The sequence below is a fragment of the Saccharopolyspora gloriosae genome (assembly GCF_022828475.1).
Classification (GTDB): domain Bacteria; phylum Actinomycetota; class Actinomycetes; order Mycobacteriales; family Pseudonocardiaceae; genus Saccharopolyspora_C; species Saccharopolyspora_C gloriosae_A.
In genome coordinates this window covers 573,350-597,900 of the sequence record NZ_CP059557.1, presented here as the reverse complement: position 1 = coordinate 597,900, position 24,551 = coordinate 573,350, and the positions used below count along the sequence as shown (strand labels likewise).

The 24,551-nt window shown below is 69.9% G+C and carries 22 protein-coding genes; 4 read left to right on the top strand and 18 right to left on the bottom strand.

The annotated features are described in order from the left end of the window. Positions 1–152 precede the first annotated feature (152 nt). Positions 153–2,015: a glutamine--fructose-6-phosphate transaminase (isomerizing) gene (glmS, locus tag H2Q94_RS02615; RefSeq protein ID WP_243795487.1), complete on the bottom strand. Its 1,863-nt coding sequence runs from the start codon at positions 2,013–2,015 to the stop codon at positions 153–155. A gap of 295 nt (positions 2,016–2,310) precedes the next feature. Between glmS and H2Q94_RS02610 the strand changes: the two genes are divergently transcribed. Further along, the gene (locus H2Q94_RS02610) at positions 2,311–3,132 is read left to right on the top strand and encodes a dienelactone hydrolase family protein (RefSeq protein WP_243791598.1); all 822 of its coding nucleotides are present in this window, start codon (positions 2,311–2,313) and stop codon (positions 3,130–3,132) included. A gap of 104 nt (positions 3,133–3,236) precedes the next feature. Then, positions 3,237–3,902: a hypothetical protein gene (locus H2Q94_RS02605; protein WP_243791595.1), complete on the top strand. Its 666-nt coding sequence runs from the start codon at positions 3,237–3,239 to the stop codon at positions 3,900–3,902. 27 nt (positions 3,903–3,929) lie between these two features. Here the strand turns inward: H2Q94_RS02605 and H2Q94_RS02600 are convergent, their stop codons facing one another. The 15 genes from H2Q94_RS02600 to eccCa all read right to left on the bottom strand — a co-directional run bounded on the left by H2Q94_RS02600 (position 3,930) and on the right by eccCa (position 19,608). Beyond that, a complete protein-coding gene (locus H2Q94_RS02600) occupies positions 3,930–4,385 on the bottom strand; it encodes a hypothetical protein (RefSeq protein WP_243791593.1) in 456 nt (151 codons plus the stop codon). Positions 4,386–4,412: 27 nt separating this feature from the next. Beyond that, positions 4,413–5,291 carry a hypothetical protein gene (locus H2Q94_RS02595; RefSeq protein ID WP_243796053.1) on the bottom strand — a complete coding sequence of 293 codons (879 nt, stop codon included), beginning with the start codon at positions 5,289–5,291 and terminating at the stop codon, positions 4,413–4,415. Then, a complete protein-coding gene (locus tag H2Q94_RS30610) occupies positions 5,198–7,102 on the bottom strand; it encodes a hypothetical protein (RefSeq protein WP_309501118.1) in 1,905 nt (634 codons plus the stop codon). Before H2Q94_RS30610 ends, H2Q94_RS02595 begins: the two co-directional genes overlap by 94 nt. Then, complete coding sequence (locus H2Q94_RS02585; protein WP_243791591.1) at positions 7,102–7,413, bottom strand: type VII secretion target; 312 nt, start codon at positions 7,411–7,413, stop codon at positions 7,102–7,104. Before H2Q94_RS02585 ends, H2Q94_RS30610 begins: the two co-directional genes overlap by 1 nt. A gap of 138 nt (positions 7,414–7,551) precedes the next feature. Further along, the gene (locus H2Q94_RS02580; protein ID WP_243791589.1) at positions 7,552–7,824 is read right to left on the bottom strand and encodes a hypothetical protein; all 273 of its coding nucleotides are present in this window, start codon (positions 7,822–7,824) and stop codon (positions 7,552–7,554) included. 200 nt (positions 7,825–8,024) lie between these two features. Further along, positions 8,025–8,189 carry a hypothetical protein gene (locus H2Q94_RS02575; RefSeq protein ID WP_243791587.1) on the bottom strand — a complete coding sequence of 55 codons (165 nt, stop codon included), beginning with the start codon at positions 8,187–8,189 and terminating at the stop codon, positions 8,025–8,027. A 51-nt stretch (positions 8,190–8,240) separates the two neighbouring features. Then, complete coding sequence (gene glmM, locus H2Q94_RS02570) at positions 8,241–9,575, bottom strand: phosphoglucosamine mutase (RefSeq protein ID WP_243791584.1); 1,335 nt, start codon at positions 9,573–9,575, stop codon at positions 8,241–8,243. Positions 9,576–9,702: 127 nt separating this feature from the next. Beyond that, positions 9,703–10,254: a 30S ribosomal protein S9 gene (gene rpsI, locus H2Q94_RS02565; RefSeq protein ID WP_397545414.1), complete on the bottom strand. Its 552-nt coding sequence runs from the start codon at positions 10,252–10,254 to the stop codon at positions 9,703–9,705. Between the two features lie 23 nt (positions 10,255–10,277). Beyond that, positions 10,278–10,727 (bottom strand): 50S ribosomal protein L13, encoded by a 450-nt coding sequence (rplM, locus tag H2Q94_RS02560; RefSeq protein ID WP_243791582.1) that lies wholly within the window; start codon positions 10,725–10,727, stop codon positions 10,278–10,280. Positions 10,728–11,143: 416 nt separating this feature from the next. Beyond that, a complete protein-coding gene (locus H2Q94_RS02555) occupies positions 11,144–11,431 on the bottom strand; it encodes a WXG100 family type VII secretion target (RefSeq protein ID WP_243791580.1) in 288 nt (95 codons plus the stop codon). A 62-nt stretch (positions 11,432–11,493) separates the two neighbouring features. Further along, positions 11,494–11,805, bottom strand: coding sequence for a WXG100 family type VII secretion target (locus H2Q94_RS02550; RefSeq protein ID WP_243791578.1), 312 nt, complete (start codon positions 11,803–11,805; stop codon positions 11,494–11,496). Positions 11,806–12,073: 268 nt separating this feature from the next. Beyond that, positions 12,074–13,891: a type VII secretion-associated protein gene (locus H2Q94_RS02545; RefSeq protein ID WP_243791577.1), complete on the bottom strand. Its 1,818-nt coding sequence runs from the start codon at positions 13,889–13,891 to the stop codon at positions 12,074–12,076. 434 nt (positions 13,892–14,325) lie between these two features. Further along, the gene (locus H2Q94_RS02540; RefSeq protein ID WP_243791576.1) at positions 14,326–14,502 is read right to left on the bottom strand and encodes a DUF397 domain-containing protein; all 177 of its coding nucleotides are present in this window, start codon (positions 14,500–14,502) and stop codon (positions 14,326–14,328) included. Continuing rightward, positions 14,462–15,349, bottom strand: coding sequence for a helix-turn-helix domain-containing protein (locus H2Q94_RS02535; RefSeq protein WP_258718652.1), 888 nt, complete (start codon positions 15,347–15,349; stop codon positions 14,462–14,464). The genes H2Q94_RS02540 and H2Q94_RS02535 overlap by 41 nt, the downstream gene beginning before the upstream one ends. 131 nt (positions 15,350–15,480) lie before the next feature. Then, entirely contained in the window at positions 15,481–19,608 is a 4,128-nt protein-coding gene (gene eccCa / locus H2Q94_RS02530; protein WP_243791574.1) for a type VII secretion protein EccCa, read from the bottom strand. A gap of 320 nt (positions 19,609–19,928) precedes the next feature. Here eccCa and eccD point away from each other — a divergent pair, with 320 nt between their 5' ends. Continuing rightward, entirely contained in the window at positions 19,929–21,344 is a 1,416-nt protein-coding gene (gene eccD, locus H2Q94_RS02525; protein ID WP_243791573.1) for a type VII secretion integral membrane protein EccD, read from the top strand. A gap of 11 nt (positions 21,345–21,355) precedes the next feature. Further along, the gene (mycP, locus tag H2Q94_RS02520; protein WP_243791572.1) at positions 21,356–22,750 is read left to right on the top strand and encodes a type VII secretion-associated serine protease mycosin; all 1,395 of its coding nucleotides are present in this window, start codon (positions 21,356–21,358) and stop codon (positions 22,748–22,750) included. Between the two features lie 217 nt (positions 22,751–22,967). Here mycP and H2Q94_RS02515 read toward each other — a convergent pair whose 3' ends face one another. Together H2Q94_RS02515 and H2Q94_RS02510 are read right to left on the bottom strand one after the other, a co-directional pair. Further along, a complete protein-coding gene (locus tag H2Q94_RS02515) occupies positions 22,968–24,251 on the bottom strand; it encodes a hypothetical protein (RefSeq protein ID WP_243791571.1) in 1,284 nt (427 codons plus the stop codon). Continuing rightward, positions 24,251–24,550 (bottom strand): hypothetical protein, encoded by a 300-nt coding sequence (locus H2Q94_RS02510; protein WP_243791570.1) that lies wholly within the window; start codon positions 24,548–24,550, stop codon positions 24,251–24,253. The genes H2Q94_RS02515 and H2Q94_RS02510 overlap by 1 nt, the downstream gene beginning before the upstream one ends. Position 24,551: the final 1 nt, after the last annotated feature.

Genomic DNA, 24,551 nt, shown 5'->3' with positions numbered 1-24,551 from the left:
AGCGAGCAGCAACCGATTCGAGTCAACGGACCATTCGACCAACCCCCTTGGACAAACGGGCCGCTCACTCGGAAGCAGCCCCGCACGAGAGAACGGGCCGTTCGACGTGGTGGTCGAACGGCCCGTTCAGAGCGCGGTGTGCGGAGCGGTGATCACTCCACCGTGACGGACTTCGCGAGGTTGCGCGGCTTGTCGACGTCGTAGCCGCGGGCGCGGGCGATCTCCGCCGCGAGCACCTGCAGCGGCACCGTCGACACCAGCGGCTGCAGCAGCGTGGCCACCGCCGGGATCTCGATCAGCTCGTCCGCGAACGGCCGCACCGCCTCGTCGCCCTCCTCGGCGATGACGACGGTGCGGGCACCGCGCGCCTGGATCTCCCGAATGTTGGACAGCATCTTCGAGTGCAGCAGCGCCCGGCCCTTCGCCGACGGCATCACCACGACGACCGGCAGCCGGTCCTCGATCAGCGCGATCGGCCCGTGCTTGAGCTCGCCCGCGGCGAAGCCCTCCGCGTGCATGTAGGCGAGTTCCTTGAGCTTGAGCGCACCTTCCAGCGCCACCGGGTAGCCGACGTGGCGCCCCAGGAACAGCACCGCCTTCGAGTCGGCAAGCTCGCGCCCGAGCGTGCGCACCTGCTCCACCGTGGACAGTGCCTGCCGCACCGCCTTCGGCATCGCGGCGAGCTCCTCGAACTCGCGCGCCACCTCATCGGAGTACTTCGTGCCGCGGGCCTGCGCCAAGGCCAGGCCCACCAGGTAGTTCGCGGTGATCTGCGCCAGGAACGTCTTCGTCGCCGCCACCCCGATCTCGGGTCCGGCGTGCGTGTAGAGCACCGCGTCCGACTCGCGCGGGATCTGAGCGCCGTTCGTGTTGCAGATGGCCAGCACCCTGGCCCGCTGGGTGCGAGCGTGCCGCACCGCCTCCAAGGTGTCCGCGGTCTCCCCGGACTGCGAGATCGCCACGACCAGCGTGTCGCGGCCGAGCACCGGGTCGCGGTAGCGGAACTCGCTGGCCAGCTCCACCTCGACAGGGATGCGGCACCAGTGCTCGATGGCGTACTTCGCGAGCAGGCCCGAGTGGTAGGCCGTGCCGCAGGCGACCACAAAGACCTTGTCGATGTCGCGCAGGTCCTGCTCGGTCATCCGCTGCTCGTCGAGGACGATGCCGCCGTTGACGAAGTGCCCGCGCAGCGTGTTCTCCAACGCCTCGGGCTGCTCTTCGATCTCCTTGAGCATGAAGTAGTCGTGGCCGCCCTTCTCGGCGGCCGACAGGTCCCAGTCCACGGTGAACGGCTTCGCCTGCACTTCGACGCCGTCGAAGTCGGTGACCACGTAACCGGCGCGGTCGATCGTGACGACCTGATCCTGACCGAGTTCCACCGCGTCGCGGGTGTGCTCGATGAAGGCCGCGACGTCGGAGGCGAGGAAGTTCTCACCGTCACCGACGCCCACCACCAGCGGCGAGGACCGCCGTGCCGCGACGATCTTGTCGGGCTCGTCGGCGTGCGTGACCAGCAGCGTGAACGCACCTTCCAGCCGACGCGCCACGGCGCACACGCTCGCGGTCAGCTCGCCCGCGGTCGGGCCGGAGGCGTAGGCCGCAGCGACCAGGTGCGCCGCGGTCTCGGTGTCGGTCTCACTGGCCATCTCCACACCGGCGGTCTCGAGCTCGGCGCGCAGCGCGGCGAAGTTCTCGATGATGCCGTTGTGCACGACCGCGACCTTGCCCACCGCGTCCCGATGCGGGTGCGCGTTGCGGTCGGTCGGCGCCCCGTGCGTGGCCCACCTGGTGTGGCCCATGCCGCTGGTGGCCGTGAACCGGGAGCCGTCCTGTCCGGCGAGTTTGCCCTCCAGGTTCGACAGCGCACCCGCCGCACGCTCGACCGCGAGACCACCCGCGCCGTCGAGCATCGCGACGCCCGCCGAGTCATAACCCCGGTACTCCAGCCGCCTGAGCCCGTCCAGCACCACGTCCAGCGCCTGACGATGTCCTACGTAACCCACGATGCCGCACACCCGAGTCAGCGTAGCCACCGCCGCCGAACCCCTCAGAACGGGCAGGGCGGGCGCACCTGACGGTGCGACACGGAGCTCCCGACTCGCGCAGATCGTTTTGCGGGCGATCATCGCCGCTGGTCAGCGGACCGAGCCACGGTTCGGCTCGGGGAACGCGGTAAGCCGGACTCGGCACCGGCACCCGAACGGGCCGGATCCGGCGGCCCGGAACCACCGGTGAATCTCACTCGAGGCGTCCGCCACGTCACGCCTCGCGTGGGCGAGCCCGCGGTCGCGTCGGCTACCGTGACCCACCATGGCGCGGAATGCCAAGAAGGCGTTGGAAGAACTGGCCCACCGGGGACCGCACGAGGTGCTGCACGGAGACCTCGCACTTGTCGGCCTGCCCGGCATCGTGTGCACCCCGCGCAGCGGCCGCGGCCTGCCCGCCGTCGCGTTCGGCCACGGGTGGCTGCAATCGCCGCGCCGGTACGCGGGGCTGCTGCGGCACCTCGCGTCCTGGGGCATCGTCGCCGCGGCTCCCGGTACTCAGCGCGGACCGCTGGCCTCGCACCGGATGCTGGCCTCCGACCTGCGCACCGCCCTCGACATCTGCACCGGAGTGCGCCTCGGCGACGGCAAGATCAGCGTGGACGAGCACAAGCTCGCCGCCGCCGGGCATGCGCTGGGCGGCGGCAGCGCCATCCTCGCGGCCGCCGACGACCCGCGGATCCGTGCGGTGGCGACGTTCGCGGTGACCGAGACGATGCCGTCCGCGCTTGCCGCCGCGCACCGCGTCACGGTGCCCGGACTGCACCTCACCGGTGGCAAGGACCTGCTGGCCCCGTCCGTCGCGAACGCCGAACCGATCGCGGCCTCCTGGGGCGGACCGGTGCAGCTGCGCGACCTGCCCAAGGCCAGCCACCTCGGGTTCACCGAGGGCAGGCACTGGACGGAACTGGTGCTCGACGGCAAGCCCGAGTACCGCACCCAGCGCACCGCCCGCGCGCTGCTCACCGCGTTCCTGCTGCGCACCCTCAACAACGACAAGCGCGGCGAAGCACTGCTGGACAACGACTTCTCCGGCGCCACCATCGACCAGAACCACACCCGGACGGCCAAGCAGCTCACGGCCTGACAACGGCCCCGGTGCCGCTTCGCTGCCGGGGCGGCACCACCGGTTCGATCACTGACGCGGCAAAACAGCCCGGCGTGGTGATCACGTCAGCCACAATCACGGGCATGAGCGCGCCACAGCCACCCCAGCAGCCGGGACCTCCCGGGTTCCCGCCCCCGCAAGCCGCCCCACCGCCACCGGGCTACCCGGCACAGCAGGGCTACCCGCAGGCGCCGGGACGTCCGCAGTGGACCTATCCGCAGCAGCCCGCGCACCCCGGATTCCCGCCGCCGGGCGGTCCTCCGCGGCAGCCGGTCCGTCCCGCGTCGAACGGCCCGCGGATCGCCTTCGCCGTCGTGCTCTGCGTGTTCGGGATCTTCTTCGCGGAGGAAGGCGTCGTGTCGATCATGCAGAGCATCGCCGCGATGGGCGTGCTCGAAGGGCAGACTCAAACGGGCTTGAACAACACCCTGGCCGTGCTGCGCGGGGCCGTCCTGGTGCTGGCGGGCTTGACCACGTTGACCACGGCGATCCTCTACTTCACCCGCACCGCCGCCGGACGCATCCTCGCGATCATCGCAGGCGGCACGGCCGTACTCGGCTTCCTGCTGCACGTCTTCTTCGAACTGCACAGCGCGTCGACCACTTCGCTGGACGCCGACCTCGCCGATCCGCGCTTCATGATTCCGGCCGTGCTCGGCGCGCTCATCGCCGGACTCGCGTTCGTCCCGCCGATCAACGCCACGCTGCGCAGCCGAGGCCCCGCGCCGCAGCCCCACCCGTATCGATGAGCGGGGCCGCGCTCGGCATCGCCCAGGTCACCGCAGCCAGCTCTGGTTCGAGAAGTCGTCGTCATCGTCGTCCAATACCGGCCGACGCCGGGCGGCCGGGCGCGGAGCGGGCTTCGGCGGCGGCTGCTGCCAGGTCTGGGCCGGTGGCTGTTGCCGAGGCGCGTCCTGCTCCGGCGGTTGCCACCGGTTCGGCGGCGCGGGCTGCCGGTGCGGCGGCGGGTCGGTGAACTCTTCCTCGTCGTCCTCGATGCCGACGTTGATCTCCGAGGCCCGATCGGCCTCCGCGCGCTCCCGCTCACCGCGCTCGCGGACCCGCTCCGCGAGCTTCTGCGCGGTGCTGACCGTGCTCTGGATGCTGCTCTGGGCCTTCTCCGCGCTCTCCCGGGAACTCTTGGTGAGCTCGTGGCTGCGGTTCACATCGTCGCCGACCAGCCGGTTCATCGACTCCCGGAAAGCGCGTGCCTGCGGCGTCTCGGTGCTCATCTCAGGCGGTCCTTCCCTGCATCAGGCTCATCCTTGCCGGTCCTCACCGAGCACGGCCCGATGCCGGGCGCCGGATTCATCCGCCACGTCGTCGAACAACTGGCCTTGGGTGCGCCACGGGCTGGAGTTCGTCCGCTCCTGGTCACCGGCACCGCCGCCCTGCTGGCCGCCGCCCATGCCGCCCATCATGCCGCCGCCCATGGCGCCGCCACCGGCTTGCTGCTGACCACCGCCCTGAGCCGCAGCCGGATCGGACATGGCGCCCATCCCGGTCGCTCCCTGCGAGCTCCCGGGAGCCGCGTCGTCCGCGGCGGCCAGTTCGGTGGCGCCCGCCTGCGGCGGCGGACCGCCGAACGGCGTCGGGTGCTGCGCGGGCGGTTCTGCCAGGTCACCGGCGAACAGCTGTCCGGACATGCTCGCGAACGAACCGGACACGCCTTCGCTGGTGAACGCGCTCGCCAAGCCGGCCGACTGCGAGGCCGTCGGAGCCGGACCGTCGGGCGCCTCGACCTCGGGACCCGCGCTCATCGCCGAAGCCGCCGGAACCACCGGCTCGGTGCCGCCGGAAGCGGGCGCCTCGAAACCGCCGACCTGCGGCGGAGTCCCCACCGGCGCCGTCGGGTCGAACGAGGCGCCGGGATCGCGTCCGACCGGGGCGCCCGCGGCGTCCTGGCCGGGCGGCTCCGCACCGGGCCACGCGGGCTGCCCACCTGGCACGGCGCCCGGAGCGCCGGGGCGGGCGTCAGGAGCCGGCTGATCGTCCGCGCCGAACTCCACTGTCTCCTGGATCGGCGGCTGCCCAGCTCCGTTGTTCACGTCGACCGTGATGGAGCCGTCCGGAGCGCGTTCCAAGGTGATCGTGCGGTCGCCCTCTTGGATGACCGCCTTGCCGTCCTCGCCCGGCACCACCGGGATTCCCGGCTGCGGAACCTGAGCGCCGGGAGCGGCCGGGTTCGCGCCGTCCGGGACACCCGGCATCGCCGCGGGCGCCGGGTTCGTTCCCGGCATCCCGGGGCCGGGCATCGCTCCCGGCGTCGGGTTGGTGCCGACGCCCGGCATTCCCGGCTGGCCCGGCATGGTCCCCGGAGTGGGGTTCGTTCCGACTCCCGGCATTCCGCCTTCCGGCCCGAACTGCACGTCGTAGGTCTTGGGCTTGCCGTCCTCGCCGATGATCGTGACCTGCGAGGTGCCCTGCTGATCCGGTTCCTGGATCTGGACGGCGTTCTCGCCCTCGCCGACCGTCTCGACCTCCGGTGCATCCGGGCCGCCCGAACCGGGCTGCGGCATCCCCGGTACCTCGGGAGCTTCGGGCATCTTCGGGGTTCGGGCATCTCCGGCGTCTCCGGCATCGCCGGTGCCCCACCGGGAGAACCACCCGGGGAACCACCGGGAGAGCCGCCTGGGGAGCCACCCGGGGAACCACCAGGAGAGCCACCTGGGGAACCACCAGGAGAGCCACCTGGGGAGCCACCCGGCGAGCCACCCGGCGAGCCTCCGGACGGACCACCAGCGCCCTCCTGACCAAGGCTCTGCTGCCCCGGACCCTGCGGAGCGGACTCGTCCTTCGCCGGACCGGGATCGCCGAACGGGTTCTCCTCGGCCTTGCCGAGTTCCTCGTTCAGCTTCTTCCAGGTCTCGTCAACGGCGTTCTTCGTGTCGGTGCACTTCTTGTCGAAGTTCTCCCACTCCTTCTCCATCGCTTCCGCGAAGGAGTCGGTCATGTTCTGAGCCTTGGTGACCGCTTCGTTCTTGGTGCGATCGTCGACGTCGCCCCAGTTGCACTCGCCGATCTCGATGCCCCAGATCGCGGCCACCTTGCGCAGCACCTCGTCGTCCTGGTTGCCGTTGGCCAGGTCGATCGTGGTGTCCCAGTCCTTGGTGCTCTTGCCGCAGGTGACCTGCTCGCGCCGCTTCTCCAACTCCAGCAGGTAGCGGGACTTCTCCCGGCACAGATCGCCGAGGCCCTTCATCGCCGCGGTGGTGCTCTGCGCCGCCGTGCTCACCGTGTTGATGACACGATCGTTCACCGTGGGAGTGAACTTCTGCGCGAAGAACTGCTGCGCACTGTCCGAAGCCCCGCCGCTCCAGGCGTTCCACAGCTGACCGAGCCGCGTGGCCATGTCCTCCTGGGCCTTGCGCATCCCCTTCTCGGCCGCGTTGAGGTCCTCGGTGCCGCGCGCGAACTTCGCGAACCGGATACCGCGCTGCTCGTGAAAACGATCTTCGGCCTGCTTGACCTGGCCCACCCCGGCGCTGTCGTTCTTGATCGCTCCGATCCGGTGGTACACCGGCAGCAGATCGCGGAAGAAGCGCAGTCCGGCGTTGCCCGCGTCCAGCAGCTCGTCCGAGGAGTCGGCCCCCGCGCCGCCCTTCTCCCCGTTGTCGGCCGCGCGTTGGGTGCCGTCGATCGTGGCCTGGCCGTCCTTGACCGCCTCGTCGTGCGCGCGGTCCTTCTCCCCGGCCTTGTCCGCCTGCTTCTTCGCTTCCTCGTAGGACTCGGTGAGGTGATCATCCAGGTTCCACGCCGTGAAGCCCTCACCGGCGACGCGCCAGCCGCTGTCGTCGTACTTGTCCATGTACTGGTCGAGTTCGCCGTCCGGGTCGTGCCCCCGGTTGCGGTAGACCAACATCAGGTTGCGCTTCGCCTCGTCGGAGACGTCGCCGTTGGCCATGATGGCCTTGACCTCGTCGACCGACGGGACCTCGTCCTCGGCCATCAGTTGCTCCCCGACTTGCCGACGGTCTCCGCCGCGTCCGCGTCGGACCAGTCATAGCCCTGGCCCGTCTGCTCCAGCTTCTGGGAGAAGTCGTCCATCGCATCGGCCATCGACGTGACGCACTTCGACAGCTTGGCCATCGCTTCCTCGTAACCGCCGAACGCCTGCTCATGAACCCGGCCGAAGTCCCCGGCCCCCAGGCCCAGGTCGGCGATCTTCTTGCCGTGCTCGTCGCGCACCGGGTCCGCCGTGCCCCTGATGCTGCTCGCGGCGGCGACCAACTCCCCCGAGTTCGTCCCGAAACCTGCCATCGTTGCCCCTCCTCGCACTCCACGTCCCCACCGAGTCGCAACGATGCGACGTCAGGCGCAGACGCCAGGTTTCCTCACCTTGACAGCTGTGCGCGGCGAACGGGCCGAAACCGATGATCTCCTTGCATACGCGAAGGTTCAGCGCGGCGGGTAAGGACCCTGCGGCGGGTAGGGCTGTCCGGGCTGCTGCGGCATCTGCTGCTGCGGGGGCATCTGCTGCGGGAACGGCTGGGACGGCGGCTGCTGCGGGAACGGCTGTCCCGGACCCGAGGGATATCCGGGCGGCGGACCGTACTGCGGAACGCCCCCGCCGAGCTTGGCCTTGACGACGAGAGCCGCTGCCAACGCGCCGGCGCCGCCTCCGGCGAGCACGGCGATCAACAACGTGACCACGTTCATGATTCCCCCCATGTGTCCCCCTTGATCCGCACCAACGTATCGGAGGGCACACGCGTGCCACCGGGGACTCGGCGAATCCCCGGCCACCAGGCTCGGATCAGATCGAGATGACCAGGAGCGTGAGGATCACCGCCAGCGCAATCCCGGCCAGCGGCAGCAAGACGATGACGATCAGATCCGCGAACCGCTCCCCGCGCATCGCAGCCACCCGCTCAGCTCTGCCCGCGGGAGCGGCGGTTGACCCACCACTGGCCGCCGTCGTGCACGGCGTTGAGGGCCTTCGTCCCGGCGATGCCGAGAGCGGAGAGCACGAGGACGGCTGCGACCAGGCCGATAGCGACAAGCCCGACAAGAACGGCGACAACGATGGCACCCATGTGAGCACAGTCTCACACTTTGGCCGATCCAGGGAGACCTAGATCACAAGATCACCGGATAGCAGCAACGACTTCGGCCAGACGCCGCGCGATCAGGTCCGCGACGTCCTCGCTGGGCGCCTCGACCATCACCCGCACGAGCTGCTCGGTACCGGACGGGCGCAGCAACACGCGCCCCTCCTCGCCCAGCTCGGCCTCCGCCGCGGCGACCGCTTCGGCCACCGACGGCGCCGAGACCGCTTGCGTCCGATCCACGACCCGCACGTTCACCAGAACCTGCGGCAACCGGGTCATGGTGGTGGCGAGCGTCGCCAGCGGCTCGCCCGTCGCGGCCATCCGACCCATCAGGCGCAACGCCGTCAACACGCCGTCGCCGGTGGTGGCGTGGCCGGGCAGCACCACGTGACCGGACTGCTCGCCGCCCAGCGAGAACCCGCCAGCGCGCAGTTCCTCCAGCACGTAGCGGTCGCCGACCTTCGTGGTGCGCAGCTTCACGCCGTGGTCGCGCATCGCCAGGTGCAGGCCCAGGTTGCTCATCACCGTCGCGACCAAGGTCTCGTCGGCGAGCTCGCCCGCCTCCTTCATCGCCACGGCCAGGATCGCGAGGATCTGGTCGCCGTCGACGGCCGCACCGCCCGCGTCCACCGCCAGGCAGCGGTCCGCGTCACCGTCGTGCGCGATGCCCAGGTCGGCGCCGTGCTCCAGCACCGCCGCCCGCACCTTGTCCAGGTGCGTCGAACCCACGCCGTCGTTGATGTTGAGCCCGTCCGGGTCGGCGTGCAGCGCCACCACATCGGCACCCGCCCGCCGGTACGCCTCCGGTCCCGCGCTGGAGGCCGCGCCGTTCGCGCAGTCCACCACGACCCGGATGCCGTCCAGCCGCTGCGGCGTCGCCACCAGCAGGTGATCCACGTAGCGCTGCACCGAGTCCGGCACGTCCCGCACCCGGCCCACGTGGGATCCGGTGGGCCGCTGCACGTCCTCGTGGAGCCGCGCGGCGATTTCGTCCTCGACCGCGTCCGGGAGCTTGTGGCCACCGGCGGCGAACAGCTTGATCCCGTTGTCCGGCATCGGGTTGTGCGAGGCGGAGATCATCACGCCGATGTCCGCGCCCAGCTCGCCCACCAGGTAGGCCACCGCGGGAGTGGGCAGCACGCCCACCCGCAGCACGTCCATGCCCGCCGAGGTCAGACCCGCCGTGACCGCCGCCTCCAGCATCTCGCCGCTGGCCCGCGGATCACGGCCCACCAGCGCCACCCGGCGACGCGAGTCGTCCCGGTCGTAGAGGACGCGGGCCGCCGCGGCCGCCACGGACAACGCCAGTTCCGGCGTCAGGTCCGAGTTCGCGAGGCCACGCACTCCGTCGGTGCCGAACAGCCGGGACATGTGCAGCGAATCCTCCTGGATCGACGGCAAGAGCCATGCCAGGCCCGAACCCGGCATACAAAAGACCACGGGAGCAGCCACGGCGTCGCGCGGACGCCACGGCTGCTCCCGTGAATCGTACGAAAGGTCAGCGCTTGCTGTACTGAGGAGCCTTGCGGGCCTTCTTGAGGCCGTACTTCTTGCGCTCCTTCTCCCGCGGGTCGCGGGTGAGCATGCCGGCCTTCTTCAGCGCCGGGCGGTCATCGGCTTCGAGCTCGATGAGCGCACGCGCGATGGCCATGCGCAGCGCACCGGCCTGACCGGAGGGGCCACCGCCGTTGAGGTTCGCGTGCACGTCGAAGCCTTCGGCGCGCTCCACGAGAACCAGCGGTTCCTTCACGATCTGCTGGTGCACCTTGTTCGGGAAGTAGTCTTCCAGCGCCTTGCCGTTGAGCTTGAACCCACCGCTGCCGGAGGTCAGGCGCACGCGGACGATGGCCTCCTTGCGGCGGCCGACGGTCTGCACGGCGCGGCCGGACGGGATCGGCGCGAACTCCTGAGGAGCGTCTTCGCCGTCGTTGTCCACGTCGACCTCGACGTCCGCCTCAGCGGTTTCGGCGAAGTTCTCGCCGATGTTCTCGACGACGTCTTCGCCGACGGTCTCGATAACCGGAGTCTCTTCCGGCTCAGGAGTGGTCACTGGCTGGTCCTCGGGTCCCTCGGTCACTTCTCGACCTTCGCGTTGATCTGGTACGGCTGCGGGTTCTGGGCCTCGTGCGGGTGCTCCGGGCCTGCGTAGACCTTGAGCTTCTTGCCCATGGCACGGCCGAGCTTGTTCTTCGGCAGCATGCCCTGAATGGCCTTCTCCAGCACCCGCTCGGGGTGCTTCGAGTCCAGAACCTCGCCCAGGGACTGCTTGCGCAGGCCGCCCGGGAAACCGCTGTGCCGGTAGTGGAACGCCTGGTCGCGCTTCTTGCCGGTCAGCGCCACCTTCTCAGCGTTGACGATGACGACGAAGTCGCCGGTGTCGAGGTGCGGGGCGTAAGTCGGCTTGTGCTTGCCGCGCAGCAGCAGGGCGGCCTGGGTGGACAGCCGACCGAGCACCACGTCCTCGGCGTCGATGACATGCCAGGCGCGGGTCACCTCGCCGGCCTTAGGGCTGTACGTGCGCACGGATCTACCTCGTCGTCGTTCGCGTCGGAATCTCGGTGCGGACCCCGTGTGTTCCTCTGGGGAGCCCATCGGAACCGTGCCGGGTCGGAAGCCCCGGTCTGGCCGGGGAACCGGCACGTCCTGGGTGTCACCAGAGACCTGTGGCCCCGGTTCGGCCTCGGCTCTCGCCGGGCGTTCCGCTGGGCCGGTCACCGCTCCAACACCGCAGTCGCGCACCGCACAACAAACAATCAGGGTACTCGCTGGCGAAAAGACCCACCGAAACGGGGTCCCCTTCGTCGGGGAAACGTCGTCGACGTGTCTTGTCGCCGAGTGGATGCTACCGGGCGCCTCGGACGCACCGGACACCCGCCCACCGAACACTGCCGACCCCGGGCCACGAGGGCGCGGGGTCGGCGGCGAGCACGGTAGAAGGATCAGCCACCGAAGCGGCCGGCGTTCTTCGCCTCACCGGCCTGGTAGGAGTCGTTCGCGGCGTTGACGGCCATGCCCATCTTCGCGGCGATCTCGATCATGTTCTGGGCGGCCTTGTCCCACTCGTCCTGCGCGGCGCGGTACGCCTCCTGCGCCTGGCCTTCCCAGGTGTTGACCAGCGGCTTGAGCATGGTCTCCAGCTCGTCCAGCTCGGCCTGGATCTTGGTGGCGGCGCCGCCCAGGTCGTCGGCGGCCTGGCTCAGCTGGCCGAAATCAACCCGAATTTCCATGGTGAAGTCCCCTCACTTGAAGTAGGTCGGAAGAAGGTGAAGAAAGAACGTCGGAGGCGAGCTCAGCCGCCGAGCATGCCCTCGATCTTGGAGATCTCGCCCGCCTGCTCCTCTTCGTTCTGGGTGTACGCCTGACCCGAGGACTGGATGTTCTCGCTGATCTCGCCCAGCTTCTGGTTGATGGTGTTCGCGTTTTCCTTGAACGCGTCCATCAGGCGGCGGAAGACGTCGGAGGCGCCGCCCTTCCAGGAGGTCAGGACCGGCTGAATCTGGCTGTCCAGCGTGTTCACCGCGGTCTCGACGTTGCCCCGAACCTCTTCGACCTGGCCTGCGGCCTTCGCCATCAGGTCCGCGTCGGTACCCATCCCGCTCATAGGTGAGCCCCCTTCATTCGTTGCTCGAAGATCGATGAACCTACGACGCAGACATTGCCACGTTCGGTTCCGCCCTGTCCCGGCTTTTCCGCAAACAGTTGCTCCTGTGAACGAAGAACACGAAACCCGCAGGTCAAAAGCCATTAGCGATTGCGAAATAAGTGGAGCAAGCCGCTCCGACAACCCCGGAGAACTCGATTCGCAATAGCGATTTGCAACCGCTACCGATTTTTCGAACTCCCGCCGGGAAGGCTCCGCCGCGAAAAGCTCAGGGTCCGACGTCCAGCGAGGACACGACCCGCTCGCAGGCGGACTCCACTTCCGGCTTGCCCGCCGCGGTGTACCGGCAACCGATGCTGACCTGGTAGTTCCCCCGGTGCACCACGAACCACTCCACGGTCGCCCCTGGCAGCCCTTCCCGGTAGTACACGACGTCCCGGCCCGCGTAGGAGAGCTCGTCGTCGAAGTCCGAGAACCGGCCGCCCTGCGCGTTCAACCGGTCGTACTGGGCGCGCAGGTCGTCGACGGCGCGCACCCGCCCTTCCTCGGTGTCGTACCCGAGGTCGCCCTGCTGCACCACGATCAGGTCGTCCCCGCCGGCCGGCGGCGCGATCACCGTCTGCCACAGCTGAGGATCGCCGCCGGTCTGCTGCCAGTTTCCGGGGTAGTCGAACGAATACTCGTACTGCGCGACGTGCCGCGACGGGGCCGCCGCCTCGCCGCTGGTGGCCTGGACCAGAAGCACCACGGCCACGATCACCACGGCGAGCGCGGCCACCGCACCACCGGCCAGCAGCCACGGCCGCATCGGCCGCCGAGGCGGGGCGGGCGTGTGGAACACGGGGCGAGTTCGGTCGCTGCCGCCGATCACGACGGTCGAGGCGCGGCTGAGCGAGTCGTCCGCCGGTGCCGCGGACCGTCGCGCCCAGGTCTGCTGCGGCCCGCCCGCCACGGGATGGCGCACGGTCGGCATGTTCGTGCCCCGGTGCCCGCCCGCAGGGGCGAGTCCGCCGGTGCGTTCCGGATCGAGCCGCACCGCACGCAGCGCACCCCTCGCCACGACCGTCTCCGGCTGGTCCAGGGTGGTCGGCAGCACGCCGACGCGCTCGTGGATCAGCCTGGCCACCAGGGGAATCCGGCTGGATCCGCCGACGAGGAACACGCCTGCGAGCCGTTCCCGGGGGACCTGCCCGTCGTGCAGCGTCGCCAGCACCAGGTCCGCGGCCCGCGCGAGCGGCGCGGCCACCAGGCGTTCCAGGTCGGCGCGGGTCACGTGCGCGTCGGAGAACGGCGGCGGCATGGGCACATCGGTGTAGGTGTGCCGGGACAACGTCTCCTTCGCGCCCCGCACGTCCTGTCGTAACACTCGCCGCCTGCGCCGGTCGGCCATCTCCCGGCCTTCTACGAGCTTGTGCCACGCGGCCGGGTCCATTCCGGACACGACGGTTCCGATGTGCTCCAGCAGCGCCTGATCGATGTCGGCGCCGCCGAAGTTCGGGTCGCCCTTGGTCGCCAGCACCCGGAACGTCTGTCCCTGCTTGCACACGACGCTCGCGTCGACGGTGCCGCCACCGAGGTCGAGCACGGCCAGCGCTCCCCCGTCCGGCAGGCCGTGGCCCGCGGAGTGGAACACCGCGGCGGCAACGGGTTCGGGGACCAGCACCAGTTCCTTGGCCAAACCGGCGGCGGCTTGGCGCAGCACTCCCGCGCGGACCGCGCCCCAGTCGGCGGGGTGGGTGAGCACGAGCAGGTCGACGCCGGCGCCACCGGCGAAGCGGCGGGCTTCGCCCACGGCTCGGTGCAGCACGGAGCGCACCACGTCGCCGACCCGCAGCACGCTGCTGCCGAGCAGTAGTTCGCCTTCGTCGACGCGGCGTTTGGGGTGCGGTTCGAACCTGGACGGGTCGACGGCGGCCTGCCGCTCCGCCTCGTGACCGACGAACAGGGTGCCGTCGGCCGCGGCGAACACCGCCGACGGCACCAGCGGCTGGCCGTCTATGACGACCACCTGCGGTTCACCGCCGCCGACGGAGACCACGGTGCACGTGCTGGAGGTGCCGAAGTCGACCGAGACGTGCAGGGACACCCACTACTCCTTCGCGCACCACCGCGTGGTCGCGGCGGTGCCTTCGCCGGGCCGCTCTTGCGGCGGGACGAACCGTGCGCGAACCCAGATTCCCCCGAACGGTTCGCGCGAGTCGGGCTCCGATCCCGAATCCACCGAGCACCCTAGAGGCCGAGGGTGCGCACGGTTCAACAGTCTGCCCTCGATCGGATGGCTTTCGCGACCGGCTCTTGACGCGATGCCTCGGTTTTGCTCGAACGGTGCGGCGCTGATTCGCCTGCCGCCTGCCACCCAGGCGTCTCGCAGGCTACCGGCATCGCCGAGCGGCTCCGGAGGCGGCGATGCCGACCGGAGGCCATTCGTTCCGGCCGGCATCAACGACTGCCCACACATTCCGATGAGCACGCCCTGCGGACCGCGCCCGCGCGGCGAATTCAGGGCGTCGTGGACGAGGATCAGTCCGAGTACTTGAGCTCGGCTAAGAATGTGCGCCATTGATCGCGCCGGAAGCACAGCACCTCGGTCTGATCTTTTGAATCGCGGACATCGACCCGCATCGCGAGGGACCCCACCTCTACGCATGCCGATTGACTACCGCTGTAACTCGATTTCCGCCAACGTCCCGTCCCCATGTGCGGTGCCCTCCCAGCACTCGTACCTGTGCGCATAAGCCGCGATGAGTTCCAACGAACAACTCGGACTGAGCGCCGTTCGGCATAGCCTAGAACGAGCGTGCTGAAAGGGCGTTACGTCTTCTGGGTCATCCAGGAAAGCACCGCAACGGCGCTGTTCCAAGTGGACCGTCGGTCTGCTCCGGGCGAACTCCAGCAGCAGGAACGGCCCGTCCAGCCCGGTGTGCGCACCGGCCGCGAACGGCACCACCTGCACCGTGATGTTCGGTTCCCGGCAGACGTCGAGCACCGCGTGCAGCTGGGCGGCCATCACCGCAGGCCCACCCACCGCGCGGCACAACGCGGCCTCGTCCAGCAGGACCAGGTACCGCACCGGATCGGCGCGCTCCAGAATCCGCTGCCGGGAAAGGCGGGCCGCGACGAGCCGTTCCAGCTGCTCCGCGGGGACATCGGTGGCGACGAACAAGGCGCGGGCGTAATCGGGAATCTGCAGCAGGCCGGGAATGAGGACTTCGGATGCTTCGGTGATGCCCACCGCGCGGTTTTCCGCGTCGATGAGTTCGGTGAGCTGCGCGGGCAGTCCGATACCGGATTCGTACCAAACCGGTTCGTCGATGTCGTACGCGAGCCGGAGCAGTCGATCCCGGTTCGCACCGCGCACGTCGACCGCATCCAGGAATGCGCGCACGGAATTCGTGGAGAGGCGACGGCGTGCCGTCTCCATCCGGCTGACCTTCGCCTCCGAACAACCGATCAGGTCGCCGAGCTGGCGCAGTGTCATACCGGATTGCTCACGCGCGAGGCGTAATTCCTTTCCCAGCGCCCGGGCTCGGGGGGTATCCGACATGGCCCACACCTTAGGCGCGACGGCCGACGAAGATCTTCGCTCGATCGTGTCATTCACCGAGAGCGACGACGAACCTCCCACCACCGCGCGGATGAGGGAGGTTCGTCGTACTGCTCAGCGGAGTCCGCCGATCACTCCGGCTGGATGTGCGCCGTCTGGATCAGCTGCGGGCCGCCGCGCAAGGTGCGGCTGACCATCGTGCCGCGCCCCGTCGGCAGCTGCCGCGACTTGACGTTGCCGACGAGCTGGCCGTCGTCCTTGTTCGCGCTCATCGCGAGACCGGGCGCCGAGACCTCCCGCATCTTGCCGATGATCGGCTCGAACAGCGCGCGGCTGGCGTTGCCCGAGTTGCGGGCGATCACCATGTGCAGACCCACGTCGGAGGCCTGCGCGACGTACTCCGCCAGCGGCGCCAGCGGGTTGTTGCCCTGCGGGGAGATGAGCTCGTAGTCGTCGACCACGATGAACAGGTCCGGCCCCTTCCACCAGGAGCGGTTGCGCAGCTGGTCCTGCGTGACGTCCGGGCCGGGCATCCGCTTCTTCAGCGCGGCGCCCACGTCGCGCACGTTGTTCTTGAGCTGGTCCACGCTGACCGCGTACTCCATCAGGTGCGGGGTCTGGACGACGCCCAGCATCGTCCGCCGCACGTCGACCAGGAGGATCATCGCCTCCTGCGGCGTGTAGCGGGTCGTGATGCCTTGCACGATGGTGCGCAGCAACGAGGTCTTGCCCGACTCGCGCTCGCCGAACGCGTAGAAGTGCGGCTCCGCCTTGAAGTCCAGGTAGACCGGGTTGAGCCCGTCCTCGTTGATGCCGATCGGCACCAGGTGCGGCCGCGGCTGCTGCTCCTTGGCGGGCAGTTGCTCGTAGGGCAGCAGCTCCGGCAGCAGCCGGACCTGCGGGGCGGGCCGCCCCTTCCAGGAACTCTTGACCCGGTTGACCAGGTCGGCGACACCGTCGGCGAGGTCCTCGTTGTAGAGCTCCCACGCGGGTCGCGGGTCCGGCGAGCCCTCGGGGGCGCGTCCTTCCTGGATGGCCTTCTCGACCTCGGCGACGCGCGTGGCCTCGGCCTTGACGCGTTCGCTGAGCTGCTCGCTGTCCACTCGGGGCAGTGCCGTGAGGAAGTGCAGCCCCGACGGGTGCAGACCGCGGCCGGGACGCCCGATCGGGACGATCTTGGCGATCTTGCGGTCGAACTCGGACTCACCGGGGTCACCGAGCCGCAGCTCCATCCGGGTGCCCAGCGCGTCCTTGAGCTGGGGGCGGATGCCCGCCCACCGGTTCGCCGCGAGGAACACGTGGACGCCGAACGCCAGGCCCTGCTGGACCAGGTTGTTGATCTCCGGTTCGAGCGATTCCAGTTCGGACTCGGCGCGGAACGCCTCCCAGCCGTCGACGATCAGGAAGACGTCGCCGTAGGGGTCGTTGGTGATCTCGCCGCGGCGCTTGCGGTTGCGGAAGTCGGCCATCGAGTCGATGCCCGCCTCCTGGAACCGTCCTTCGCGCGCCGCCACCAGCGATTTGACCTCGGCGATGGTGCGGCGCACCGTGTCCAGGTCGCGCCGGTTGCCGTACGCGCCGACGTGCGGCAGGTTCCGCAGCGCCGACAGCGAACCGCCACCGAGGTCGATGCAGTAGAACTGCACCTCCTGCGGGGTGTGCGAGAGCGCCATCGACGTGATCATGGTCCGCAGCAGGTTCGACTTGCCGGTCTGCGGCCCGCCGACGACGGCCCCGTTGCCCTCGGAACCGTTGGCGAACTTCAGGATCAGGTGGTCCTGGCGCTGGTTGTAAGGCACGTCGACCAGGCCGATCGGCACTTCCAGCTTGCCGCTGCCCGCCGAACCGGCCGAGGTGTAACCGCGGTCATCGGTGGCCTGCAGCGGCGGCAGCAGACCGTCCAGCGTGGGCGGCACGTCCAGCGGCGGCAGCCACACCGAGTGCGCGGGCGGCCCCGCCCCTTCGACCTTCCGGATCACCAGTTGGAAGTCGGTGGGCGCGAGCTCGTCCACCTTCTTCTCCTTGGGCTCCTCCTCCAGCGGCGTCTCGGGCTCCGGGGGCTTCTCGATGAAGTCCGGGATGAAGTAGCGAGGACGCTTCTCCCCCGTCACCGGCGACGCGGCCTGCCCCATCGGGCGCCGGCCACTGGTCTGGTGCAGGTGCCCGGAAACGTAGGAGGCGCGGAAGCGTTCCATGCCCTCCGGGTGCTTGAGGTACCCGTGACCACCGGAGGCGGGCAGGTCGGCGGCGTCCGGGATGCCGATCGCGGCACGGGACTCGGAGGCGTTGAACGTCTTCAGACCGATCCGGTAGGAAAGGTGCGCGTCCAGGCCGCGCAGCTTGCCCTCCTCCAGCCGCTGGGAGGCCAGCAGCAGGTGGACCTGCAGCGAACGACCCACGCGGCCGATCTTGGCGAACAGGTCCGCGAACTCCGGCTTCGCCTGCAGCAGCTCACCGAACTCGTCGATGACCACGAACAGCGCGGGCAGCGGTTCCTGGGCGTTGGCGTCCCCGGCCTCGTAGAGCTTCCGGTAGTCCCAGACGTTCTTCGCCTTCGCCTTGTCCAGCACTTCCTGCCGACGGTTCGTCTCCCCGGCCAGCGCGTCCTGCATGCGGTCGACCAGCGTGGAGTCGTCACCGAGGTTGGAGATGCTCGCCGACACGTGCGGGGCGGTCTCGAACCCGTTGAACGTCGCACCGCCCTTGAAGTCGACGAGCACGAAGTTCAACGACTCGGAGGAATGCGTGGCCAGCAGCCCCAGCACGATGGTGCGCAGGAACTCGGACTTACCGGAACCGGTCGCACCGATGCACAGGCCGTGCGGCCCCATGCCGTTGGAGGCGGTCTCCTTGATGTCCAGGTGAATGATCTCGCCCTGCTCACCGGGACCGATGGCGACCCGGTAGAGGTCTTCCTTCGGCCGCGGGCGCCACGCCTCGTTGAGGTCGAAGGTGACGGGGTCACCGGCGAGACCGAGCTGCTCGATGTAGTTGAGCTGGGTGGTCAGCGGTTCGAGAGTGCCGCTGTCCTCGACGGTCGAGGTGCCCGCCGCGATGCGGTACGGCGACATCAGCCGGGCCACCGCGGTGGCCTCTTCCATGGTCAGCGAGTCCGGCTCGCCGAACCATTCCACGCTGGCCGGGCCGCGGGCGCCGATGCGGTCGGCCTCGACCACGATGCGCATGCCGCGGCGCTGGGTGATCTGACCGAGCACATCGGACAGATCGATGATCGTCACACCGGCGAGCCCACCTTCGACGATCAGCTGCTCCTCGCGGCTGATCTCGGCGTCGTCGAGCAGGATCACGATGTGCGGCTGGCCGTCCGGCGGGGCCGCGTTGCGCTGGAACCGAGGACGCTCGTCGAGTTGCTCGGCGAGCATCTCCTCGATGCCCCACAACGAACCGGCCATCAGCCGCATCGGTCCGATGCCGTCGGTCTCGGTGGGGTGCTGCGCGTGCGGCAGCCACTTCACCCAGTCCCACTCGGTGCGGGAACGCCCGCTGGAGGCGACCGCGATGATCACGTCGTTCGGCGAGTGGAACGTGGCCAGCTGGGTCAGCATCGCCCGCGCGAGCCCGCGGGTGAGCGCGCGCTCCCCTTGCAGGCCGACGGCGGCGAAACCGCGCAGCGAGGTGGCGATCGGCAGTTCCGACACCAGCGAGTGGGCGCGCACGAAACGGCGCAGCGCCAGCGTGGTGATCGGCTCCAGTTCGTCGACCGGCCCGGTCTGCGGCGGCACCAGGCGCGTCTCCAGCCGCTGCGAGCCGCGGCCGACGCGGACCTGGCAGAAGTCGTTGTCGTTCGGCCGCCGCTCCCACATTCGCCGCGTGCCGCTGGCGACCGACCACAGCGTCTGCGGGTCCGGGTGCACCCACTCGCGCGCCAGCCGCTGCTCGTCGGCGGCTTCGCGGGCGCGGTCGCGCATCTGACCGAGGTAGCGCAGGTAGTCCTTGCGGTCCTCGTTCATCTCGGCCTTCTTCTGGCCGCCGTCCTTGCCGCCGCCCGCGATCATCCCGAAGGTCGATACGAGCATCATCATCGGCATCATCATCATCATCGGGTTGTCTTTCGCCCGCTGAAGCATGAAGACCATCATCCCGAGGGACGCCACGATCATGACGCCCGGCAGCACCTTTTGGACGATGTTGCCCGGAATCACCCGAGGGATCTCAGGTGGCGGTTCGAGGTGCACCTCCCCGCCCGGAGGCCTCGGAGCGGCCATGCGTGGCGTTCGCTTGAACTGCAGCGTGCTCACCGGAGGCAGCAACCTTTCATGTCGAAGCAATGTGGAGCGGCGGGCTCAGTCGCGACGCCCCTACTGCCGCAGGCGGCATTCTGTACCGTCCACGGCAACGACTTCAGCAGGACCCAGGTCGTTCCGGTTCGTCCGTGACCAACCGGATACGAACCCGTTGGCACGAGTTCGACCAAACCCTTCACTCCCGCGTGGTCGGTGCGGCCATACTAGGGGCGCTCTTCGGCCGGGCGGGCCGCTTTCGGCGAGAAAAGCCGCACTTGGCCGGATCGAGGCGCAGAAGGACCCAAATGCAAGGACCTAGGAAGTAGGGGGCCTCAGTGGCGACCGGGACCACGGTGTTCAGCCGCGTGACAGTGGTGGCGCCGAATACTCGCATCGACTTGGCGCTTCCCGCCGACGTCGCGGTGGCGGACTTGCTGCCGATGCTGCTGGACATGGCCCGTGAGGGCAGCGTCGACGGCGGTTCGCGACACGGCGGCTGGTGCCTGGCGAAGCTCGGCGACGAGCCGTTGGACAACAGCCAGACGTTGGCGTCGCTGGGCATCGTGGACGGTGATCTGCTCCAGCTGCGGCGTCGTTCGGACAATCCGCCGCCGCCGCTGTACGACGACGTCGTGGACGCGCTCGCGGAGGCCGAACCGGGCAGCTACCGGCCCTGGACGAAGGAGACCGCGGCCAAGATCGGGCACTCCGCGGGTGTGCTCGGGCTCGTCGCGGCGGCGGCCTCGTTAGGACTGGCCGGCCAGTTCGGCGGCATCCTGTTCCACATCATCACCGCGATCGTGGCCGTGGTGGTGGCGGTGTTCGCCACCGGCATCGGCTCGGTCGTGACCCGCGCTTACGGCGCCGCCACCACCGGCACGGTGATCGCCGGGGCCGGTGCGCTGCCGATGGCGTTCGTGGGCGGCTTGAACGCCGTTCCCGGCAACGACCTGCGCCCGGCGTTGCTGTTGGCCAGCGCGATGGTGCTGATCTTCGCCGCGATCTCGCTGATGGTGATCGGCACCGGCATCGTGACGTTCATCGCGGCGGCCACCGTGTCGACGTTCGCGGTGCTCGCGTTCATCGTCACCCTGCTGCTGTCGAGCGGCGCGAGCGCCGCCGGTGTCGCGGCGGGCGCCGGAGCCGTCGGGCTCGCCGGGATCTCGGTCCTGCCCAGGCTGACGATTCAGCTGGCGAAGCTGCCGCTGCCGCACGTGCCGGGAACCGCGGAGGACCTCAAGGAGGACGAGGGCTTCCCGGACTACCGGATGATCGAGCGCCGCACCGGCCTCGCCCACCAGTACATGACCGGCCTGATCATCGGCTGCGGCCTCACCGCCGCGCTCGGCGCGATCCTCGCCGTCACCGTGCCCGGCGGCGGAGTCTGGGGTGCGCTGTTCGCGATCGTCGTCGCCGCGGTGCTGCTGCTGCGCGGCCGCAACTACGCCAACGGCAGCCAGGCGGTGGCGCTGCTGGTCAACGGCCTGCTCGCCGCCGTCGGCGTGGCCGTCGGACTGCTGGTGCAGACCGCGCTGATGCCGCTGGCCGTGGCGTGGGTGTTCCCGCCGTTGGTGCTGCTGGGCGTGCTCGCGCTGGTGTTCGGCGTGGTGTTCCCGAACCGCCGGTTCTCGCCGGTGCAGCGCCGCATGGTGGACATCCTGGAAGCGGTGCTGATCGCGTTGGTGCTGCCGCTCGCGCTCGGTGTCATGGATCTGTACATGTACATCCGCGACCTCAACATTTCTCTCTGAGGGCGAATTCGATGCGCTTCAACTCGCGTGGCCGAAAGCTGCGGTGCGGCCTGGCCGTGATCTCGGTGCTGGGCCTCACCGCGCTCGGTCCTGCTCAGCCTGCGCTGGCCGATGAACTGGAGTTCCAGCCGCCACCGCTGGTCCCGGCGAACCCGCCGACGGGGCCGCTGTCCCCGAAGGGGAACTTCGAGCCGACCCAGGGGTGCATGCAGGCCAACACCAGCGGCACCTCCGTCGAGGAGAAGCCGTGGAGCCAGCGCGTGCTCGGTTTCGAGCAGGCCCACGAGGAGGGCTGGAAGGGTTCGGGCAAGACGATCGGTGTGATCGACACCGGGGTGAACCAGCATTCGCGGCTCCAGCTCAACGACGGCGGTGGCAGCGCGGTTCCGGAGGGCGGCCCGAACACGGACTGCGACGGTCACGGCACCGTGGTGGCCGGGATCATCGGGGCGTCCGAGGATCCCAGCACCGGGTTCGTCGGCGTGGCCCCGCAGTCGACGATCATGTCGCTGCGCCAGTCGTCCTCGTTGTTCCAGGACAAGGCGCAGGACAAGACGATCGGCGACACCGAGACGATGGCGCAGGCGGTGCAGTACGCCGCCGATCGCAACGTCGACGTCATCAACATCTCCCAGTCGTCCTGCCAGACCATGGCCTCGGCGATCGCCGATGGCGGCCGCTACAACAACCTGCTGTACAACGCGGTGAAGAACGCCTTCGACAAGAACATCGTCATCGTGGCGGCGGCCGGCAACACGCAGGACAGCTGCCAGAAGAACCCCAGCGGCAACCCGACGACGGCCGTGCTGCCCGCGTGGTACGACGAGTACGTGCTCACGGTCGCCTCGGTCGGGCCGCAGGGCGGGCCTTCCGAGTTCACCGTTCCCGGCCCGTGGGTCGATGTCGCCGCACCGGGCGAGGAGCTCGCCGCGCTCGACCCAGGCAAGGGCGGCTCCGGCGTCGTCAACCAGCTCGCCACCGGGCCGCAGGGCGAGCCGGGGCCGATCCAGGGAACCAGCTTCGCCGCGCCCTACGTGTCCGGGCTTGCCGTGCTGGTGAAGGAGAAGTTCCCGCAGCTGTCGGCGAAGGACGTCATGGACCGGATCGAGACGACCTCGCTGAGCCCGGGCGGACCCAACGGGCGCAACGACATCGTCGGGCACGGCATGATCGATCCGATGGCCGCGCTGAGCGACATCGTGCCCGGTGAGCACGGCAAGGAGCCCGCACCGGCGAAGCCGGCCCGGCTCGGCGCGGACGTGCTGCCGCAGACCGACTGGGCGGCGATGACGATCTCGTTAGGCGGTGCGCTCGGCGGGATCGGCGCGGTGCTGTTCACCGCGTTCCTGCTCAACGCGATCCGCACCGTCCGCGCCCGCCGCGCGGGCGACCTCGACGAGGACTGAGTTCACGAACCGAAAGGCCCGGTGGAGTCCGACTCCACCGGGCCTTTTCGTCGTCCGCCATTCCCGCGATGTCGGCGATGAATTCGACCACCGACGCGGCGGACCCTCGATTCCCACTGCCGAAAACCTCGCTGATCGGACGGAACAGCTGCCCACAGCGGTTTCCGGCATGCCGGGTTCTTTCGATTTCTCGCGAAATCGCGAACCCGGAGAGCGGTCACTCCTGCTGCTTCTTCTTGGTGTCGCCGAGGACGGGTTCGGTGGCGGGGACGGGAGCGCCGAACAGCTCGGACGGGTCCGCCTTGGGGCGCGGGCGTTTCGGGCGCCGCTCGGCGCCGCCGCCCGATCCGGCCATGCCCGCCATCGGCATCATGCCGCCGACCATGCCGCCGCCTGCCATCGCTCCGCCGGTGGCGGCGGCCGTGGGGCCTGCGGCGGTGGCGGCTTCCGCACCGTTGGTGGCGTCCGGGTCGTCCGCCTGCGCGGCGTCCGTTCCGGCCGGTTCGGGAGCCGCCGTGGCCGGGGCCTCGCCGTCCAGCATCGCCGCCACCGAAGGCCGCGAGGCCTCGGCGGCTGGAGCGACGTCAGCCGGAGTGGCCTCAGCCGGAGCGGGCTGGGCCGGAACGGGCTGGGCCGGAACGGGCTGGGCCGGAGCGGGCGGTTCCGGCGAGCCGGGCGACGCCTCGACGCCGCCGACATTCGTCCACAGTGGACTTCCTGATACCGGCGCGAGGTCCGGCGCGGACGGCAACGCCTCCTCCTGCTCGGTGCAGAACCTGGCGAGCGCGGCCACCGTCTCGTTCACGGACTCGGCCAGACCCGCGGCGGGGCGCCGGATCCGCATGAGGTGTTCGCGGGCCGCGGGCAGGTCGGAGTCCGGTTCGCGCAACGCCAGGTGCACCGGTTCGGCCACGGCGGCGACGAGTTCCCGCATCTCCCGGCCCAGCACCCGCAGCGACTCCGTCGCGGCGTCCAGCGCGTCCGCCAGCGCGGTCACGGCGTCCGCGAGCTCACCGCCGCGCTCGCCGATCCGGCGCAGCTGCGCGACGAACGCGTCGGAATCCGCCCCGTCCCAGCAGCCGTCGATGCCGCCGGCCTGCTCGGCCACCGAGGACATGCTCGGGTGCAGGCCGGAAGCGGCCGCGCGCCAGGCATCGGCGGCGGGCGGCAGGGCCTTCCACGCGCCGGTGGCGACGGCGAACTCCGGTCCGAACGGGTCGGGCACCTCGAGGATCCGGATGGCCTGGCGCAGGAAGTCCAGCTGCACCACCACGTCCTGCCGATCGATCACGAACGCGGGCTCAGCTGTGGCGGACGGTTCCGCGGCGGAACCGGCACCGTGCGGCTCCGCGGGAGCAGCGGACTTCGCGGAACCACCGGGAGCCGTCTCACCGCCGCCCGCGTTCGCGCTCTCCACTGCTTCGGCGTCGACCGCCGCTCGCACCGCCCACAAGTCGTTCGACTGCAACATCCCGGAGTCGCCCGGATTCGCCGACGTCATCAGGAATCCTCCCCGCGGCCCAGTTCGGCGGCGTGTTCCTCGTCGTCCGCGGCGTGCCGCGCGACCACTCCGGCGAGCTCGTCGCCCGCGTCCGAGACGGCGTGCGCGGTCCCGAAGATCCGCTGCCGCAACGCCCCGACCAGCCGCTCGTAGGGCTCAGCGGCCTCCGCGCCCCAGCCGCCGAAATCCGCCGGGGCCTCCCCCAGCTCACGTCCTGCTTCCCCGACCGTCGATCCGGCCGCCCGCAACGCGTCCGCGTGCCGCGCCAGCTCGTCGGTCTCGATCCGGATCCCCGCCATC